The 19,254-nt window shown below is 71.4% G+C and carries 14 protein-coding genes; 4 read left to right on the forward strand and 10 right to left on the reverse strand.

Translation table 11 applies throughout. From position 1 onward, the window contains the following. Positions 1-74: 74 nt before the first annotated feature. The 10 genes from nrdF to ACFVS0_RS20345 all read right to left on the reverse strand — a co-directional run bounded on the left by nrdF (position 75) and on the right by ACFVS0_RS20345 (position 13,322). Positions 75-1,055: a class 1b ribonucleoside-diphosphate reductase subunit beta gene (nrdF, locus tag ACFVS0_RS20300; RefSeq protein ID WP_430552453.1), complete on the reverse strand. Its 981-nt coding sequence runs from the start codon at positions 1,053-1,055 to the stop codon at positions 75-77. Positions 1,056-1,095: 40 nt separating this feature from the next. Beyond that, positions 1,096-3,222, reverse strand: coding sequence for a class 1b ribonucleoside-diphosphate reductase subunit alpha (nrdE, locus tag ACFVS0_RS20305; protein WP_430586594.1), 2,127 nt, complete (start codon positions 3,220-3,222; stop codon positions 1,096-1,098). Between the two features lie 38 nt (positions 3,223-3,260). After that, complete coding sequence (gene nrdI / locus ACFVS0_RS20310; RefSeq protein ID WP_430564839.1) at positions 3,261-3,692, reverse strand: class Ib ribonucleoside-diphosphate reductase assembly flavoprotein NrdI; 432 nt, start codon at positions 3,690-3,692, stop codon at positions 3,261-3,263. A gap of 163 nt (positions 3,693-3,855) precedes the next feature. Further along, positions 3,856-4,098, reverse strand: a complete 243-nt coding sequence (nrdH, locus tag ACFVS0_RS20315; protein WP_416345666.1) for a glutaredoxin-like protein NrdH — start codon at positions 4,096-4,098, stop codon at positions 3,856-3,858. A 576-nt stretch (positions 4,099-4,674) separates the two neighbouring features. Further along, positions 4,675-6,126 (reverse strand): serine hydrolase domain-containing protein, encoded by a 1,452-nt coding sequence (locus tag ACFVS0_RS20320; protein WP_430588974.1) that lies wholly within the window; start codon positions 6,124-6,126, stop codon positions 4,675-4,677. Positions 6,127-6,167: 41 nt separating this feature from the next. Next, entirely contained in the window at positions 6,168-7,646 is a 1,479-nt protein-coding gene (locus ACFVS0_RS20325; RefSeq protein WP_430588975.1) for a GH1 family beta-glucosidase, read from the reverse strand. A 125-nt stretch (positions 7,647-7,771) separates the two neighbouring features. Continuing rightward, positions 7,772-10,078 carry an alpha-xylosidase gene (gene yicI / locus ACFVS0_RS20330; RefSeq protein ID WP_430552458.1) on the reverse strand — a complete coding sequence of 769 codons (2,307 nt, stop codon included), beginning with the start codon at positions 10,076-10,078 and terminating at the stop codon, positions 7,772-7,774. A gap of 79 nt (positions 10,079-10,157) precedes the next feature. Further along, positions 10,158-11,027: a carbohydrate ABC transporter permease gene (locus ACFVS0_RS20335; protein ID WP_430564835.1), complete on the reverse strand. Its 870-nt coding sequence runs from the start codon at positions 11,025-11,027 to the stop codon at positions 10,158-10,160. Further along, positions 11,027-11,992, reverse strand: coding sequence for a carbohydrate ABC transporter permease (locus ACFVS0_RS20340; protein WP_430552460.1), 966 nt, complete (start codon positions 11,990-11,992; stop codon positions 11,027-11,029). Before ACFVS0_RS20340 ends, ACFVS0_RS20335 begins: the two co-directional genes overlap by 1 nt. Positions 11,993-11,996: 4 nt before the next feature. Next, positions 11,997-13,322 (reverse strand): ABC transporter substrate-binding protein, encoded by a 1,326-nt coding sequence (locus ACFVS0_RS20345; protein WP_430588976.1) that lies wholly within the window; start codon positions 13,320-13,322, stop codon positions 11,997-11,999. A gap of 211 nt (positions 13,323-13,533) precedes the next feature. Between ACFVS0_RS20345 and ACFVS0_RS20350 the strand changes: the two genes are divergently transcribed. The 4 genes from ACFVS0_RS20350 (at position 13,534) to ACFVS0_RS20365 (ending at position 19,230) form a co-directional block, all read left to right on the forward strand. Beyond that, positions 13,534-16,107: a glycoside hydrolase N-terminal domain-containing protein gene (locus tag ACFVS0_RS20350; protein WP_430588977.1), complete on the forward strand. Its 2,574-nt coding sequence runs from the start codon at positions 13,534-13,536 to the stop codon at positions 16,105-16,107. A gap of 2 nt (positions 16,108-16,109) precedes the next feature. Further along, entirely contained in the window at positions 16,110-17,108 is a 999-nt protein-coding gene (locus ACFVS0_RS20355) for a LacI family DNA-binding transcriptional regulator (protein ID WP_430588978.1), read from the forward strand. Positions 17,109-17,418: 310 nt separating this feature from the next. Continuing rightward, positions 17,419-18,297, forward strand: a complete 879-nt coding sequence (locus ACFVS0_RS20360) for an ABC transporter permease (RefSeq protein WP_430564832.1) — start codon at positions 17,419-17,421, stop codon at positions 18,295-18,297. Positions 18,298-18,312: 15 nt separating this feature from the next. After that, on the forward strand, positions 18,313-19,230 hold the full coding sequence (locus ACFVS0_RS20365) for a carbohydrate ABC transporter permease (protein ID WP_430552465.1): 918 nt from the start codon (positions 18,313-18,315) through the stop codon (positions 19,228-19,230). Positions 19,231-19,254: the final 24 nt, after the last annotated feature.

Genomic DNA, 19,254 nt, shown 5'->3' on the forward strand with positions numbered 1-19,254 from the left:
GGATTCGCGGAGGAAGAAGGAGAGGGCGGACCGCCTTTGCTGCGGTCCGCCCTCTCGTGCTACCTCGGCAGGGGTCAGAAGTCCCAGTCGTCGTCCTCGGTGGCCACGGCCTTGCCGATGACGTACGACGAGCCCGACCCGGAGAAGAAGTCGTGGTTCTCGTCGGCGTTCGGCGACAGGGCCGCGAGGATGGCCGGGTTCACGGCCGTGTCCTCCTTGGGGAACAGCGCCTCGTAGCCCAGGTTCATCAGGGCCTTGTTGGCGTTGTACCGCAGGAACGCCTTGACGTCCTCGGTGAGGCCGAGCTCGCCGTACAGGGCGTCGGTGTACTCGACCTCGTTCTCGTACAGCTCGAAGAGCAGCTCGAACGTGTACGCCTTGAGCTCGTCCTGCTCGGTCTGGCTGACCTGCGCCAGGCCCTTCTGGTACTTGTAGCCGATGTAGTACCCGTGCACGGCCTCGTCACGGATGATGAGGCGGATGAGGTCGGCCGTGTTCGTGAGCTTGGCGCGGCTCGACCAGTACATCGGCGCGTAGAAGCCGGAGTAGAACAGGAACGACTCGAGCATCGTCGAGGCGACCTTGCGCTTCAGCGGGTCGTCGCCGCGGTAGTAGTCGAGCACGATCTCGGCCTTGCGCTGCAGGTGCGGGTTCTGCTCCGACCAGGCGAACGCCTCGTCGATCTCCCGTGTCGAGATCAGCGTCGAGAAGATCGACGAGTAGCTCTTGGCGTGCACCGACTCCATGAACGCGATGTTGGTGTACACCGCCTCCTCGTGCGGGGTCAGCGCGTCGGGGATCAACGACACCGCGCCGACCGTGCCCTGGATGGTGTCCAGCAGCGTGAGGCCGGTGAACACGCGGGTCGTCATGAGCCGCTCGGCGTCGGTGAGCGTGTGCCACGACTGGATGTCGTTCGACACCGGCACCTTCTCCGGCAGCCAGAAGTTGCCGACCAGGCGGTCCCAGACCTCGAGATCCTTCTCGTCCTGCAGACGGTTCCAGTTGATCGCGGTCACGCGATCGATGAGCTTGAGCTTCCCCGTGGGCGCCATGTCTTCTCTTCTCCACACATTCCGTAGTTGCCCGACGCGATCACAGCATGCAGCTGACGCAGCCCTCGATCTCCGTGCCCTCGAGGGCCATCTGGCGGAGACGGATGTAGTACAGCGTCTTGATCCCCTTGCGCCAGGCGTAGATCTGGGCGCGGTTGACGTCGCGCGTCGTCACCGTGTCGGGGAAGAACAGCGTCAGCGACAGGCCCTGGTCCACGTGCTGCGTCGCGGCGGCGTACGTGTCGATGATCTTCTCGTAGCCGATCTCGTACGCGTCCTGGTAGTAGTCCAGGTTGTCGTTCGTCATGTACGGCGCCGGGTAGTACACGCGACCGAGCTTGCCCTCCTTGCGGATCTCGATCTTGGCGGGCACCGGGTGGATCGACGACGTCGAGTTGTTGATGTAGCTGATCGACCCGGTGGGCGGCACGGCCTGGAGGTTCTGGTTGTAGATGCCGTGCTCCACGACCGACGCCTTGAGCGCACGCCAGTCGTCCTGCGTCGGGATGGCGACACCGGCCTCCGCGAAGAGCTGCGCGACGCGCTCGGTCGCCGGCTTCCACTCGCCGTCGGTGTACTTGTCGAAGTACTCGCCCGTGGCGTACTTCGAGTCCTCGAACCCGCCGAACGCCTTGCCGCGCTCGATCGCGAGCCGGTTGGACGCCGCGATCGCGTGGTACGCGACCGTGTAGAAGTAGAGGTTCGTGAAGTCCACGCCCTCGGCGGACCCGTAGTAGATCCGCTCGCGCGCGAGGTACCCGTGCAGGTTCATCTGGCCGAGGCCGATGGCGTGCCCGAGGTCGTTGGCGCGGCGGATCGACGGGACCGACTCGATGCTCGTCTGGTCGGAGACGGCGGTGAGCGCGCGGATCGCGGTGTCGATCGTCTTGGCGAAGTCCGGCGAGTCCATCGTCTTGGCGATGTTCAGCGAGCCGAGGTTGCAGGAGATGTCCCGTCCGACGTGGTCGTAGGACAGGTCCTCGTGGAACGTCGACGGCGTCGAGACCTGCAGGATCTCCGAGCACAGGTTCGAGTGCGTGATGCGGCCCTTGATCGGGTTCGCCTTGTTCACCGTGTCCTCGAACATCACGTACGGGTACCCGGACTCGAACTGCAGCTCCGCGATGGTCTGGAAGAAGTCGCGGGCCTTGATCGTCGTCTTCGTGATGCGGTCGTCGGCGACGAGCTCGTCGTACTTCTCCGAGATGGAGACGTCGGCGAACGGCTTGCCGTAGACGCGCTCGACGTCGTACGGGCTGAACAGGTGCATGTCCGCGTTCGTCTTCGCGAGCTCGAACGTCACGTCGGGGATGACGACGCCCAGCGAGAGGGTCTTGATGCGGATCTTCTCGTCCGCGTTCTCCCGCTTGGTGTCGAGGAACCGCATGATGTCCGGGTGGTGCGCGTGCAGGTACACGGCGCCCGCACCCTGGCGCGCGCCGAGCTGGTTGGCGTACGAGAACGAGTCCTCGAGCAGCTTCATCACGGGGATGACGCCGGACGACTGGTTCTGGATGTGCTTGATCGGCGCGCCGTGCTCGCGGACGTTGCTCAGCAGCAGGGCCACGCCGCCGCCGCGCTTCGACAGCTGCAGGGCGGAGTTGATGCCGCGCGCGATGGACTCCATGTTGTCCTCGATGCGCAGCAGGAAGCAGGAGACGGGCTCGCCGCGCTGCGCCTTGCCCACGTTGAGGAAGGTCGGCGTCGCGGGCTGGAACCGCCCGGAGACGACCTCCTCGACGACGTCCCGCGCGACCTGCTCGTCGCCGTCGGCCAGGCCGAGGGCGACCATCGAGACGCGGTCCTCGAAGCGCTCGAGGTACTTCTTCCCGTCGAACGTCTTCAGCGTGTACGACGTGTAGTACTTGAACGCGCCGAGGAACGACTCGAACTGGAAGTCCTTCGAGTACGCGAGCCGGAACAGCTCCTTGACGAAGGTGCGCGAGTACTTCTCGAGGACCGCAGGGTCGTAGTACTTGTTCTCGAGGAGGTAGTCGAGCTTCGCGTCGAGCGTCTCGAACTGGATGGTGTTCGGCACCACGTGCTGCTCGAAGTAGGCCGTGGTGGCCTCGCGGTCCTTGTCGAACTGGATCTTGCCGTCCGGTCCGTACAGGTTCAGCATCGCGTTCAGCGCGTGGTAGTCGAGCTGCACGCCCTGCAGCGGCACGGGGGTGGCCCCCGCGAGCTCCGGGTCCGTCGTCGAGCTCACGCCGAGATCAGTGACTGTCGTTGCCAAAATCGTCCCAATCCGTCACGGACGCGCCGGGCGTCCTCAGCCGTCCCCAGGAGTTCGAAGGCGTACAGGTAGGGCACCTGGCACTTCGCGGAGATGATGTCGCCGGCGATGCAGTACGCAGCGCCGAAGTTGGTGTTCCCCGCGGCGATGACGCCGCGGACGAGCGACCGGTTGTGCGGGTCGTTGAGGAACTCGCGCACGCGCCGAGGCACGGCGCCGCCCTCGTTGCCCCCGCCGTATGTCGGGACCATGAGCACGTAGGGCTCGGTCACCGTGAGGGACCCGTCCGTCTTGCGCACCGGGATCCGGTGCACGGACATGCCGAGCTCCTCCAGCCCGAGTCGCTGGACGAACCGGTGGGTGTTCTCCGACACGCTGGAGAAGTAGACGAGAGAACTCATGCTCAGCCTCCCCCCGGATGCTGCTACCAGACCGACGTGCTGCGTCGCCGAAGACGCACGGCGCCCCGGGTCGGGTTCGAAGCCCGGGGCGCCGGCCGTTCGTGGGGTGCGGGGCCGCTGCCTGCGGGCCCCGCCTGTTGTCGAGTCTGTGTCGCGGTCGGCGTCAGGCCGAGACGGCCTGCTGCGCGGCGACCGCGGCGATCTGGTCCGGGCGGAAGCCCGACCAGTGGGTGTCGCCGGCGACGACGACGGGGGCCTGCAGGTAGCCGAGCCCGCGGACCATCTCGAGCGCCTCGGCGTCCTGCGTGATGTCGACCACGGAGTACTCGACGCCCTTGCGGTCGAGGGCGCGGTAGGTCGCGTCGCACTGCACGCAGGCCGGCTTGCTGTAGACCGTGATGCTCATGTGTCTCTCCCTCTCTGCGCTCCCCACCGGGGGCTTCGTCCGACCGGTGTCGCGACCCTGCGAGCCGGTCCCCTCGACGGGCCTCGAAAGGGCCCGGACCAGGGATGACGCCCGTGGAACTACGCCGGTGTGCTTTGTTCGAAGGGCTGTGCGCCCCGCGTGCTCCAAACACTACACCTAGTGGTCAGGGCGCGCGCGGGACCGACATCTTGTGGTTGACACCGCTGTCATTCGTCGAACACCCCTCGCCGCACGCGCTCACGAACAGCCTCCCACGGGGGTCCGACACTCCTCGTCCACAGGGTGGGCGAGGCTCCGTCAACACCGTCTCGGGGCGTCCTTCCGCAGCACCGTGCGGATCGCGTCGGGCTGTCCACAGGCGGTGGGCGACGGGCGTCCACAGCGTGTGTGCGACGACGGGTCGTCGTCCATCGGGACCGGAGCCGGGCCGGGTCCCGGGCTCCGGTCGGGAAGCGGCCCGGCAGATCGGACATTCCTGGCACCGAACTGCTCGGAAACTCTTCGATGTCATCGGCGTGTCGCTCGCGGTGGTGTGTCGCACACCGCGCGGACCGGTCAGCTCCCTGCTTCGTGCTCGGCGGCGGACGGCGACACGGGCACGGCGCGCCAGCCCGCGGGGTCGACGCCGCCCGGCACCGCCGTCGCGGGGTCGTAGGGCGCGCGCGTGAGGTGGAAGGTGCCGATGTCGAGGGCCTCCGCGGGCGTGCCGGTCGCGACGGGCCGCAGCCGCTCGCCGCGCCAGTAGCCGCCCGCGACGCCGACCCAGCCCTCGGGCGTCCGGTCGAACACCGTGCTCCGCCCGTCCGGCGAGCCCAGGTCCAGGCAGCCGTCGGCGCGCACGGACACCGTGTACGGCATCGGGCCCCAGTACCAGGTCCCGGCCAGCGCGAGGGCGTCCGGGTCGGTGCCACCGGCGCCGCCCACGACGGCGGGGTCGGGGGCCGGGCCCGGCACGCCCAGGAGGTCGAGCAGGAAGGACGCGTCGCCGAACCCGGCGGTCGAGCTGCCGCAGACGGCCACGACGTCCCCCGTCGCGGGGTCGGCCCGCAGCGTCGCGGTGAAGCCGGGCACGGAGCCCCCGTGCCCCACGGTGCGGCGGGCGTTCCGCCCGCCCTCGCCGGGCCCGTGGTGCACGGAGACGCCCAGCCCCCACGCGGCCGTGAACGGCACGTCGTCGTCGACCACCGCCCGGGGCGTCGCCATCCGACGGCGCCACGCGAGCGGCAGCACGTCGTCACCCGCTCCGCCGTCGTCGCCGGCGTCCACCAGCCACGACCCGAACCGCACGAGGTCCGCCGGCGTGGACCACACCTCCCCCGCCGGCCCCATCGCGCCGTAGGCGGCCACCGGCTCGACGAGGACGGTGTCGGCGTCGGGGTGCACCGCGTACCCCACCGCGGCCTCGCCCGGCGGCGTCCGGCCCGTGCCCGTCATGCCCAGCGGCGCCCAGACCTCGTCGCGCAGGACGGCGTCCCACGACCGGCCGTGCGCCTCCTCCACCAGGCGGCCCAGCACGGCGTAGCCCACGTTGGAGTAGTGGTGCCGTTCCCCCGGCTCCCACAGCCGCTCGACGCCGGAGGCGACGAGCTCGGCCCACGACCCCGCGCCGTGCCGCTCCCACCACGGCCCCGGGGGCTCGGCCGCCAGGCCCGCGGTGTGCGTGAGCAGCTGGGCGACCGTGGCGTCCGGGGCGGGGGCGTCCGCGAGGTACCGCCCCACCGGGTCGTTCAGGCCGAGCCGCCCCGCGACCGCCAGCCGCAGCACGGCCACGGCCGTCATGGGCTTGGTGATCGACCCGATCCGGAACGCCGTGCCCGGGCCGGACGGCGCCCACCCGGCGGTGCCGGTCCACGCGACCGCGCCGGCGCGCCCCACCGCGGCGGACAGCGCCGGCACCCGGCGCTCCCCGCAGCGCGCACGGAGCGCGTCGTCGAACCGGACGCCGGCGGACGGGGCGTCCTCGGGCGGGAGCGAGGCGGGTGGCGGGACGGGACGCGCGGCGGTCATGCTCCGCACGGTAGCGCCGAACAGGCACTGCCCGGTCGGCGTCAGGGGGTGGCGGCGGTGACCGGCGGCACCTCGCCGGACGTGACGAGCCGGCGGTACCAGTGGGCGGAGTCCTTCCAGGTGCGCTCGCCCGTCGGGTAGTCGACGTGCAGGATGCCGAAGCGCTTGGAGTAGCCGTAGCCCCACTCGAAGTTGTCCATGAGCGACCAGGCGAAGTACCCGCGCACGTCCGCGCCCGCGTCGCGCGCGGCGCCCACGGCCTCGACGTGGTCGTGCAGGTAGGCCACCCGGCGGTCGTCGTGCACGCGGCGCTCGCCGTCGTCGACGACGAGCTCGTCGTCGAAGGCGGCCCCGTTCTCGGTGACCGCGAGCGGCAGGCCCGGGTAGGTGCGGTGCAGCCGCAGCAGCAGCTCCGTGAGGCCCGACGGCTCGATGTTCCAGCCCATCGCCGTGTACGGGCCGGGCTGCTCGGCGAACTCGACGTCGGTGACGCCGATCCACGGGCTGTGGCTCGACGCGCCGTGGCCGTCGTTCTCCGACCGCTCCCCGTCCCCGCTGAACCGCCGCACGGTGACCGTGGAGTAGTAGTTCACGCCGAGGACGTCGAGCGGCTGGCGGATCTGCTCGAGGTCGCCGTCGCGGACGAACGACCAGTCGGACACGTGCGCGGTGTCGGCCAGCAGGTCGTCGGGGTACGCGCCGTCGAGGATCGGGCCGAGGAACGCCCGGTTGGCGAGCGCGTCGATCTTCCGGACGGCGTCGGCGTCGCCCTCGGACGCCGCGTCCGCCGGGCGGATCGCGTGCAGGTTCAGCGTGATCGACACCTGGGCGCCCGGCAGCACGTCGCGGATCGCCTGCGCCGCGAGACCGTGCGCCAGGTTGAGGTGGTGGACGGCCGCGAGCGCCACGGCGGGCTCGGTGCGGCCGGGCGCGTGGACGCCGGAGCCGTAGCCGAGGTAGGCGGAGCACCAGGGCTCGTTGAGGGTGGTCCAGGCCTCGACGCGGTCGCCGAGCTCGACGGCCATGTGCCGCGCGTACTGCGCGAACGCGTCCGACGTCGCCCGGTCCGCCCAGCCGCCGGCGTCCTCGAGCTCCTGCGGCAGGTCCCAGTGGTAGAGCGTGACGAAGGGCCGGATGCCGCGCTCGCGCAGCGCGTCGAGCAGGTCGCGGTAGAACGCGACGCCCTCCGGGTTGAGGGGGCCGCTCCCGCCGGGCTGCACGCGCGACCAGGAGATCGACAGGCGGTAGGCGCCGACGCCGAGGCGGTCGAGGTGGTCCACGTCCTCGGCCCAGCGGTGGTAGTGGTCGCACGCGACGTCGCCGGTGTCGCCGTCACGGGTGCGACCGGGCGTGCGGGAGTACGTGTCCCAGATGGACGGCCCCCGTCCGCCCTCGGCGGCGGCGCCCTCGATCTGGTAGGCCGCGGTCGCGGTGCCCCAGAGGAAGTCGGCGGGGAACGTGCGGGCGACGGTCGCGGTGACGTCGGGCTGGGTGGCGGGCGTGGTGGTCGTGCTGGTCATGGGTTCGTTCCTCGGTGCTCGGAGTCACGGGGCGTCGTGGTGGTCGGTGCGGCGGTTGTGTGGAAGCGCTCCCACCCTGTCCCGGCAGTGTAGCCACCGGCAGCGCGCGGGCGCGCGGGTCGCCCTCAGAGGCGCAGGCTGACCGTGCCCGGGCCGGCGGCGGCTGCCGTGCGCTCCCCCACCCGGACGGTCCAGGCGCCGGGGGCGTCGTCGGACGTGACGACGACCTCGTCGCCGGTGCGCCGGACGCGGAAGCGCGCCGCCTCGCCGTCCGGCCCTCCCGTGGGCACGACGGTGACGGCGTCGTGCCCGTCGGTGAGACCGAAGCAGCGCAGCTCGACGCCGTCGGCCCACGCGTAGTCGGGCCGGTCGGTGCGCGTCCCGACCGGCAGCACCGTGCCGGGGCGCACGAGCACCGGCAGGGAGTCGAAGTCGTGGGTCTCGGTGACCCAGCGCGGCCCGGTCACGGTCTGCGCGTGCGCGGTCTCCGCGCCGTCCAGCAGGCGGGTCCACGTGCCCTCGGGCACGTAGTACTCGACCGTGCCGTCGGCCTGGAAGACCGGCGCCACGAGCAGCGAGCCGCCCAGCATGTACTGCATGTCGACGCCGAAGGTGGCCCGGTCGCCGGGAAACTCCAGCACCATCGGCCGCATGATCGGCGTGCCCGCGGCGTGCGCCTCCTCCCCCGCCTGCGCGAGGTAGGGCATGAGCGACATCTTCAGGTGCGTGAACCGGCGTGCGACGTCGACCGCCTCCTCGTCGAAGGCCCACGGCACGCGGTACGACGACGAGCCGTGGAGGCGCGAGTGGCTCGACAGCAGCCCGAACGCGAGCCAGCGCTTGAACACCCCGGCGTCGGGCGTGCCCTCGAAGCCGCCGATGTCGTGGCTCCAGTAGCCGAAGCCCGACAGCGCGAGCGACAGCCCGCCCCGCAGGGACTCCCCCATCGACGCGTAGGTCGAGTCGCAGTCGCCGCCCCAGTGCACCGGGAACTGCTGTCCGCCGGCCGTGGCCGACCGCGCGAAGACGACGGCGTCGCCGCGACCCCGGCGTCGCTCGAGCATCCGGAAGACCAGCTCGTTGTACAGCTCGGCGTAGTAGTTGTGCATCTTGCGGGGGTCCGAGCCGTCGTGCCACACCACGTCCTCGGTGGGCACCCGCTCCCCGAAATCGGTCTTGAACGCGTCCACGCCCTGGTCGAGCAGGCGCTCCAGGTGGCCGAGGTACCAGTCCGCGGCCTCGGGGTTGGTGAAGTCGACCAGCGCCATGCCCGCCTGCCACAGGTCCCACTGCCACACCCCGCCGTCGGTGGTGCGCAGGAGGTAGCCCTGGGCGCGGCCCTCCTCGAACAGGGGCGAGCGCTGCCCGATGTACGGGTTGATCCAGAGGCTGACCTTCAGCCCCCGGTCGTGCAGGCGGGCGAGCATGCCCTCCGGGTCGGGGAAGACGCGCGGGTCCCACTCGAAGTCGCACCACTGGTACTCGCGCATCCAGAAGCAGTCGAAGTGGAAGACGCTCAGCGGCAGCCCGCGCTCGGCCATGCCGTCCACGAAGCTCGTCACCGTGGCCTCGTCGTAGTCCGTCGTGAACGACGTCGACAACCAGGTCCCGTACGACCAGGCGGGCACGCGCGCCGGTCGCCCCGTGAGCGCGGTGTAGCGGCGCAGCACGTCCTTCGGTGCGGGGCCGGCGATGACGTAGTACTCGAGCGACTGGCCCTCGACCGAGAACTGGACGCGGGTGTTCACCTCGGAGGCGACCTCGAGCGACACCCGCTCGGGGTGCGCGACGAAGACCCCGTACCCCTTGCTGGTCAGGTAGAGCGGCACGTTCTTGTACGCCTGCTCGCTGGACGTGCCGCCGTCCTCGTTCCAGACGTCGACGGACTGCCCGTTCTTGACGAACGGCCCGAACCGCTCGCCGAGGCCGTACACGTGCTCGCCGGGCTCGAGCGTCAGCTGCTCGTGCACCCAGGCGCCGCCCTCGAGCGGGCCCGACGTCGCGCTCATCGCTCCCACGGACTTCGGCAGGCTGGAGGTGAGCACCTTGCCGTCGTGCTCGACGTCCACGTGCCAGCCGCCGCCCCGGTGCACCCGGACCGAGAGCCCGCCGGTCTCCAGCACGCCCTCCGTCTCGTCGACCTTCACGACCGGGAGGAAGCCCGGCTCGCCGTGGACGGCGAACTCCGGCCCGCGGCGCGCGGCCCCCGCGAAGTGCTCCACGCGCACCCGCACGACGCCCGGCGCGGGCGAGGAGTACGTGACCGTGAGCATCGGCCGGTTGAGGGTGTCGCCACGTCGCCGGACCGGCGCCGTGGGGGCGTACACGGTCATCGTGCCCGCGGCCTCGTCGACGCGGACGTCGTCGACCTCCACCGCGTACAACGGTGCGATGCCGCGGCGGGTCTGCCAGTAGCCGTCGGTGAACTTCATCAGGTGCACCTACTCCGAGCTGTCGTGTCGATGATGGCGGAGCGCCCGGGAGCACGCCGCACGAGGGTGGGGTGGTGCGCTACTTCACCGCGCCGGCGGTGACGCCTCGGGTGAGGGTGCGCTGGAAGATCAGGAAGAAGACCAGGGCCGGGACGAGGGAGACGAGCGCCCCGGCGTTGGTCGTGGGGGCGTCCATCATCCGGTCGCCCTGGAGCGACGCGAGCGCGATCGGGATCGTCTGCGTGTCGTTGGTCGTGAGCATGACCAGCGGGATGAAGAACTCGTTCCACGTCCAGATGAAGAAGAAGATCATCAGGACCATGAGCGTGGGCCGCACGATGGGGAACACGACCCGCCACAGGATCCGCCAGCGGCCCGCGCCGTCGAGCGCCGCCGCCTCGAGCAGCGCCGGCGGGAACGTCCCGAGCACGGACGCCAGCAGGTAGGTGCCGAAGGCGGACTGGATGACCGTGAAGATGATGATCACGGACCACGGCGAGTTCGACAGCCCCACCTGCCGGGCCATGTCGAACAGCGGGTAGATCAGCGCCTCCTGCGGCAGCATGTTCGCGAGCAGGAACAGCAGCACCACCCACATCCGGCCCTTGATCCGGCCGATCCCGATCGCGTAGGCGTTGAGGAGCGAGAGCGCGCACGCCGCCACCGCCACGACGGCGGAGATGAAGAACGAGTTCCACAGCTTCACCGGGAACTCCGTGCGCTGCCAGAAGTTCACGAGCCCGTCGAGGTAGAGGCTCGTCGGCAGGCTGAGCGGCCCGTGCTGCGTGTAGTCGTCGGGCGACTTGAACGCGTTGAGCAGCATCACCAGCAGGGGCGCGACGACGAGCAGCGCGACGACGACGGCGCCCGCGAGCACGAACCAGCGCCCGGCGCCCCGGTGGTGGCGGTTCCCGCTGCGCGCCCGGACCGTCGCCAGGGTCGCGGCCATCAGCGCCCCACCTCCTCGGCCCGCTCGGCGCGCGTCTGCAGCGCGAGGATGACCACGGCCACCACGAGGATCACCACCGTGAGCACGGTCGCGACGGCGGCGCCGTAGCCCACCCGCGACTTGTCGAAGAAGTTCAGGTACGAGTAGTAGCTCGGCACGAGCGTGGAGCTCTCGGGGCCACCGCGGGTCAGCACGTAGATCGGGCCGAAGACCTTGAGCGCCGCGACCGTGCAGGTGAGCGTCACGACGAACGTCTCCGGGCGGATCTGCGGGATCGTGATGGCCTGGAACCGCCGCCACCAGCCGGCGCCGTCCAGCTCCGCGGCCTCGTACAGCTCGGGGTCGACCCGCTGCAGCGCCGCCATGAAGATCACCACGGGATAACCGATCTGCACCCAGATGAGCACGAGCATGACGCTCGGCAGCGCCGTGCTCGGGTCGCCCAGCCAGTTGGGTGGGTCCGCGACGCCGAGCGCACGCAGGATCTCGTTGAGCGCGCCGGTCTGGGCGTTGAGGATCCAGTTCCACAGCACGCCCGCGACCGCGACGGGCAGGATCTGCGGCAGGTAGTACGTGGCCCGCAGGACCGACGCGACGCGGCCGCCGAACCGCCGGCCCAGGTAGTCGAACAGCACCGCCGCGAGCAGCAGGCCGATCACGGTGGGCACCAGCACCATCGCGACGATCATCGCGACCGAGTTCTGGAACGACGTCCAGAACGCGGCGTCGTGCCAGAGCTCCGTGTAGTTGTCGAGGCCCACCCAGGTGAGCGGCGCCAGGCCGCCGCGCCAGGAGAACAGGCTGATGTAGACGTTGGTCACCAGCGGGTACCCGATGACCAGCACGAAGAGCACCGCGCCGGGGAGCAGGTACGCCAGGTAGGGCAGGGTCGCGCCCCGCCGGCGGCGGCGCGTCCGGGCGTCGGCCCGGGACGCCGCCGCGGGCGGGCTGAGGGTGGCGGTCACGTCGTCACTCGCCGAGCAGGTCGGCCTTGCCGTCCGTGTAGGCCGACTCCAGACCGTCGAGCACCTGCTCCGGCGTCTTCGACCGGTTGATCAGGGACTGCAGCTGGCTGACGATCGTGTCGTAGTAGCCGGGCACGGGCCAGTCCGGGTAGAACGCCAGGCCGTCGTCGTCGAGGATCGCCTGGAAGTTCTCGGTGAGCTCGCGCGTCTTGTCGTCGGTGATGGTGGAGGCGTCGCCCGCGACCGGCAGGCCGCCGGTCTGCGCCAGCACGTCCTGCACCTCGGGGCGCAGGGTGGTGTCGATGAACTCCGTGGCCAGCGACGGCGAGTCCGCGTTGGTCGGGACGACCCACAGGTTGCCCGACGAGCCGGTGTGCAGCGCGTTCCCCGGGAAGTTGAACTGGCCCCAGTCGTCCTTAATCTCCGCCGTGACGCGGCCGAACCACCAGGAGCCGGAGACCATCATCGGGTAGTCGCCCTTCATGAAGGCGACCCCCATGTCCTCGGCCGTGAGGCCGGCGGAGTCACCGGCGACGTACCCCTTGTCGATCCAGTCGTCGAGCTGCTCGGTGGCCGCCGTCATCTCGGGTCCGTGGAAGTCGACGTCGCCGTCGAAGAGCTGGTACCGGTCGACGAGCTCCCGGTCGGCGTTCGCCAGCACGAGCTCGTACCAGAGCTGGCCCATCGGGTACTCGGCCCCCGCCTCGGCCAGCGGGGTGACGCCGTCGTCCTTGAACGCCTCCATCACCTGCTCGAGCTCGTCGAGCGTGGTGGGCACCTCGAGGCCCGCGTCCTCGAACATCTGCTTGTTGTAGTAGACGCCCACGAACTCGCCGTAGTTGGGCACGCCGTACCAGTCGCCGGAGCCCATGAGGCCGTTCTCGTCGTAGCGCGCGGTGGTCTGCAGCGAGCCGGACAGCTTGTCGGCCCAGCCGTTCTCCTCCGCGGCGTCGGTCAGCGGGGCGAGCAGGCCCTGCGCGGCGAGCTGCCCGGCGGTCGCGTTGCCCTTGTTGTACTCCATGACGTCGGGCACGTCGTCGCCGGTCAGCACGATCTTCGCGTTCTTCTGGATCTGCTCGAACGTCTGCTTCTCGACGTCGACCGTGACGTCCGGGTGCTCCGCCTCGAAGATCTCGATCGCCTTGGCCCAGGCCTGGCCCATCGCCGAGTCGTCGTTCTCGTAGTGCCAGATCGTCAGGGTCTTGTCGTCGGTGTCGCCGCCCCCGGCGGTCGTGCCGCCGCCACCCCCGCCGCCTACGCAGGCGGTCAGCGTCAGGGCCGACGCGGCGATCAGGGCGGCCGCGGACAGGGTGCGTGCGCGGTGGAGCATGGGGTCCTCCTCGTCGAGTCCAGCGCCGCGGCGGCACCGCTCGGGGCCGCGGCGAGGCGCTCCGACCCGCAAGTCGAAGCGCTTCGACGGCGAGTATCGACCTCGAACGAACGGTCGTCAAGCAGGGACGCTCCGACCGGTGGTCACGCGACGACCGACGACCGTCGTGGCGGTCGAAGCGATTCGGCCACGCCCACTACGCTCTCCGACCATGGGCGAACTCCCCGCGACGACGCACGTCCTGCACGCCGACCGCAGTGCCGCCCGGTGGGTCGAGGCCTACCCCGTGGGCAACGGCCACCGGGGGGTGATGTGCGCCGGCCGGGCCGGGGTCGAGCACCTCTGGCTCAACGACGGCACCGCCTGGTCGGGCCCGCCGCCCGCCGACCCGCTGGCCGGGGCCCGCGCCCGCGGCCCCGAGCACCTCGCCCGGGTGCGCGCCGCCGTCGAGGCCGGTGACGTGCGCGGCGCCGAGGCGCTGCTCGCCGAGACGCAGACACCCTGGGCGCAGGCCTACCTCCCGCTGGCCGAGCTCGACGTCGCCGTCGAGCCCGCCCCCGAGTCCGCCTCCGAGTCCGCCTCCACAGCCGGGGACGCGCCGGCGGGGCACCCCCGCGGCATCGAGCGGCGCGAGCTGGACCTGCGCACCGGTGTCGCCACCCACGCGTGGGAGCACCCCGTGGCGGGCCGCGTCGTGCAGGAGACCTGGGCCGACTCCCGGGGCGGCGCGGTGGTGCACACCGTGCGGGCCGCGCGACCGGTCCGCCTGGTCGTGCGCGTCGAGAGCCTGCTGCGCGTCTCGGCCCGCCCGGCCGTCGACCCGATCCACGCCGACGGCCCTGCCGGCCCCGCCGTGCTGGTGCGGACCCTCGACCTGCCCGTGGACGTCCCGCCGTCGCACCACCCCGAGGGCGAGCTGCGGTACGACACCGCGCTCAGCCGCGCCGGCGTCGTCGCCGTGAGCGCGCCCGCCGACCACGACGCCGTCGTCGTCGACGACGGCACGCTGCGCACCGGCGTCGCGCGCACGCACGTGCTGCTGGTCGCGACCGCCACGACCGACCCGCCCGGCGAGCCGGACGCCGCGCCGCCGGCCGACCGGCTCGCGGCGCAGCTGGCGACGCACGCGGCGCCCGCGCACCGGGACGGCGGCGAACGGATCTCGGCCGACGACGCCGCCGGGCTCCGCGAGCGCCTGCGCGCGGCGCACGTCGCGGAGCACGCCCGGCAGTACGGACGGGTGGACCTGGCGCTGCCGTCGCCGGCGGACGCCGTCGACCTGCCGACCGACCGCCGTGTGCTGGCCGCCGCCGAGCGCCCCGACCCCGGTCTGGCGGCGCTCACGTTCCACCTCGGCCGCTACCTGCTGCTGTCGTCCTCCCGGCCCGGCGGCCTGCCCGCCACCCTGCAGGGCCTGTGGAACCCGTGGCTGCCGGGCCCCTGGAGCAGCGGCTACACGCTGAACATCAACCTGCAGATGGCGTACTGGGCGGCCGGCACGACCGGGCTCGCCGCGAGCCAGGAACCGCTCCTGCGCTACGTCCGCCGCCTCGCCGCCGGGCCGGGCGCCGCCGTCGCGCACGACCTGTACGGCGCCGCCGGCTGGGCGGCGCACCACAACTCGGACGCGTGGGGCCACGCCGCGCCCGTCGGCAACGGCCGCGGCGAGGCCAAGTGGTCCGCGTGGGCGCACGGCGGCACCTGGTTGGCCCAGCACCTCCTGGAGCACCACCGGTTCACGGGCGACGACGCCGGGCTGCGGGCCGCGTGGCCCGCGCTCCGCGGGGCGGGCGAGTTCGCGCTCTCCTGGGTGCAGACGGCCGGTGGCGCCGACGGCGCGCCGGAGCGCGCCTGGACCAGCCCGTCGACGTCGCCGGAGAACCAGTTCGTGGCACCCGACGGCGCGCCCGCCGCGGTCACGACCAGCGCCGCGATGGACGTGGCGCTGCTGCGCGCCCTGGCGGCGGGCTGCCGCGAGGCCGCCGGCACGCTCGGGCTCGACGACGCCGACGAGCCGTGGCTCCCCCGCCTCGAGGCCGTCGTCGCCGCGCTGCCCGACCCGGCGATCGGGGCGCGCGGGGAGCTGCTGGAGTGGGGCGAGGAGGTCCCCGAGGCGGAGCCGGAGCACCGGCACCTGTCCCACCTCGTGGGGCTCTACCCCCTCGGCGACCTGGACCCGACGACGACCCCCGCCCTGGCGCGGGCCGCCGCACGCAGCCTCGAGCTGCGCGGCCGCGAGTCCACGGGCTGGTCGCTCGCCTGGCGGATCTCGCTGTGGGCGCGGCTCGGCGAGGGCGGGCGGGCCCACGACCAGGTGCTGCTGTCGCTGCGCCCCGCCGACGGGCCCGACGGGCGGCACCCGGGCGGGCACCGGGGCGGGCTGTACCCGAACCTGTTCAGCGCGCACCCGCCGTTCCAGATCGACGGCAACCTCGGCCTCACCGCGGGCGTCGCGGAGATGCTGTTGCAGTCGCACCGGCGGGACGACGGCGCGGTCCGCCTCGACCTGCTGCCCGCGCTGCCCCCGGCCTGGCCGGACGGCGAGATCACCGGCCTGCGGGCCCGCGGCGGCGCCGAGGTCGACCTCGCCTGGCGCGACGGCGAGCTCACCCGCGCACGGCTGCGGGCGCCGGGCGACCGGGCGCTGGACGTCGTGGTGCGCCACGGCGGCGTGGCCACCGAGGGAACCCCGGTCTCGGTCGCCGCGGGCGCTACCGTGATCCTCGACGTGCCCGGCGACCTCCCGGTCGTGGGCGCCGCCGTCCCTCACGCACCCAGGAGATAGCCGTGGCCACCATCGAGGACGTCGCGAAGGCGGCGGGAGTCTCGGCGTCGACCGTCTCCTACGTGCTCTCGGGCAAGCGGTCCATCTCCGCGCCCACGCGTCGGCGCGTCGAGCAGGCGATCGCGACGCTGGGCTACCGCCCGCACGCCGGCGCGCGCGCCCTCGCGTCGGCGCGCACCGAGGTCATCGGGCTCATGATCCCGCTGCGCTCGGGCATCGACGTGCCCGTGATCATGCAGTTCGCGGGCGGCGTCGTCACGCGGGCGCGGGAGCACGCGCACGACGTGCTGCTGCTCACCCAGGACGACCTCGAGGGCCTGGAGCGTGCGACGAACGGCTCGATGGTGGACGCGCTCGTCGTCATGGACGTCGAGGCGGACGACCCCCGTATCCCGATCCTCACCCGGTCCCGGCAGCCGTCCGTGCTGGTGGGTCTGCCGCGGGACGCGTCCGGGCTGTCGTGCGTCGACCTGGACTTCGAGGCCGCCGGCCGGCTGGCCGCGCAGCACCTGTCCGAGCTGGGGCACCGGCAGGTGGCCATGCTCGGCGCGCCTCCGGAGGTCGTGGACCGGCACACGTCGTACGTGGACCGGGTGATGCGCGGGTTCGCGCAGGCGGCACCGGAGCACGGCCTCGACGCGAAGGTCGTCGCCTGCCCGGGGGCGCCCGCCGAGGTGGCCCGCGTCGTCGACGAGCTCCTCGCCGAGGCCCCCGGCACCAGCGGGCTCTTCGTGCACAACGAGCGTGCGCTGCCGCACGTGCTGTCCCGGCTGCGCGACTCCGGCCGGTCCGTGCCCGAGGACGTGTCCGTCGTCGCCCTGTGCCCCGAGGACGTCGCGCTCGCCCAGCAGGTCCCGATGACCGCGATCGACCTGCCGGCGTCGACGATCGGCGGCCTCGCCGTGGACATCGTCATGGCGCGCCTCGACGGCGGCCAGCACGCCGAGACCCGGCTGCTGACGCCCGTGCTGACCACCCGCGGGAGCACCGCCCGCCGCTGACCGACCGGCCCGCGACGTCGCGGGACCGCACCCGTCCGGATCGCCGCACACCATTGCGCAACCTGTCACGGGGGTGATATCAATTCGAAGCGCTTCGACACGGTGGCCACCGGCGGCCACCGAGCGCGCGAGACCCATCACGAGGGAGTGACAGGTGAGCCTCACCCAGGGAGCGCCGCTGCTCGACCGCGGACCCGCCGACGTGCCGGACCGAGAACGCGACCGCCGGAGCGAGGACGACCCCCGGGGTCGACGCCGGGGACGCGACCGGAGACACCGGAGACACCGCGGCAAGAAGCCGTCGCCCGCGATGTTCCTCGTCGTGCTCCCGTTCCTCGTCCTCGTGGTGGTGTTCTCCTACCTGCCGCTCGCCGGCTGGGCGACGGCGTTCTACGACTACAAGCCCGCCCTCGGGCTGTCCGGCAGCGAGTTCGTCGGGTTCCAGTGGTTCCGGATGCTCGTGTCCTCCCCGACCCAGCTCCAGCAGATCGGGCAGGTCATGGCGAACACCCTCGCCATGAGCTTCCTCGGGATCGCGACCTCGCTGCTGCCCGTCTTCTTCGCGATGCTCCTCAACGAGATCCGGGCGCCGTGGTTCAAGAACGCGGTGCAGACCCTCACGACGCTCCCGAACTTCATCTCGTGGGTGCTCGTCTACATGATCGCCTTCTCGCTCTTCTCCACCTCGGGTCTCGTGAACTCGGTGCTGAACGACTGGGGCATCATCACCACACCGATCAAGTTCCTCGACACCGGTGAGCACGTGTGGCTCACGATGCTGCTCTGGAGCCTGTGGAAGGGCCTCGGGTGGGGCGCGATCATGTACCTCGCCGCCATCACGTCGATCGACCCGGCGCTCTACGAGTCCGCACGCATCGACGGCGCCGGACGATTCCAGCTCATGCGGTACATCACCTTCCCGCAGCTGATGCCCACCTACGTGGTCCTGCTCGTGCTCTCGATCGCGAACATGCTCAACAACGGCATGGAGCAGTACTACGTGTTCCAGAACGCCTTCAACAAGGAGCACATCCAGGTGCTGGACCTGTACGTCTACAACATCGGCATCACCGGGAACAGCCTGTCGATGGCGACGGCGCTGGGCATGCTGAAGAGCGTCATCTCCGTCGTCCTCCTCGTCACGGCCAACGCGATCGCCAAGCGCGCCCGCGGCACGTCGATCATCTGAACGGGGAGAGAGACCGTGTCGATCACCAGCCCTGCCCTCAAGCGCACCCGCGGGGACGCCCCCTTCGCGCTCGTCAACTACGCCGGCTTCCTGCTCTTCGCGCTCCTGTGCGCCTACCCGTTCTACTTCCTGATCATCAACTCGGTCAGCGCCAACGACATGAGCGCCCTGGGTCAGGTCCGCCTGTGGCCCGAGGGTCTCCACCTGTCGAACTACTCGCAGATCCTGCAGCTCGACGGACTGTCCGCCGCCGCGATCGTGTCCGTGGCCCGCACCGTGATCGGCACGGCGTGCACGGTGCTGGCGTCGGCGTTCCTCGGCTTCATGTTCACTCAAGAACGGATGTGGAAGCGCTCCCTCTGGTACCGCCTCGTCATCTTCACGATGTACTTCAGCGCGGGGCTCATCCCCATGTACGTCACGATGAAGACGCTGGGGCTCACGAACTCGTTCTGGGTCTACATCCTCCCGGCCATCGTGCAGCCCTTCAACATCATCCTCGTCAAGACGTACGTGGAGTCGATGCCCGCCTCGCTGCAGGAGGCGGCCGAGATCGACGGGGCGGGCACCCTCCGGGTCTTCTTCCGGATCATCCTGCCGAACATGACGCCGATCCTGGCCACGGTGGCGATCTTCACGGCGGTGGCCCAGTGGAACTCGTTCCAGGACACGCTGCTGTACATCACCGACCAGAAGCTCTACTCCCTGCAGTACCTGCTCTACACGTACACCAACCAGGCGAGCAGCCTGGCGCAGGCGGCGCAGAACGCTCAGGGGAACCTGGGGGCCCTGGCCACGGCGGCCACCACGCAGACGCCGACGTCGATCCGCATGACGGTGGCGGTGCTCGTGGTGCTCCCGATCCTCTTCATCTACCCGCTCTTCCAACGCTATTTCGTCAAGGGAATCATGCTCGGCGCGGTCAAGGGCTGACCGCGTCTCGTCGCACGCACGAAG

The sequence above is a fragment of the Isoptericola sp. NPDC058082 genome (genome assembly GCF_042885055.1).
Taxonomy (GTDB): domain Bacteria; phylum Actinomycetota; class Actinomycetes; order Actinomycetales; family Cellulomonadaceae; genus Isoptericola.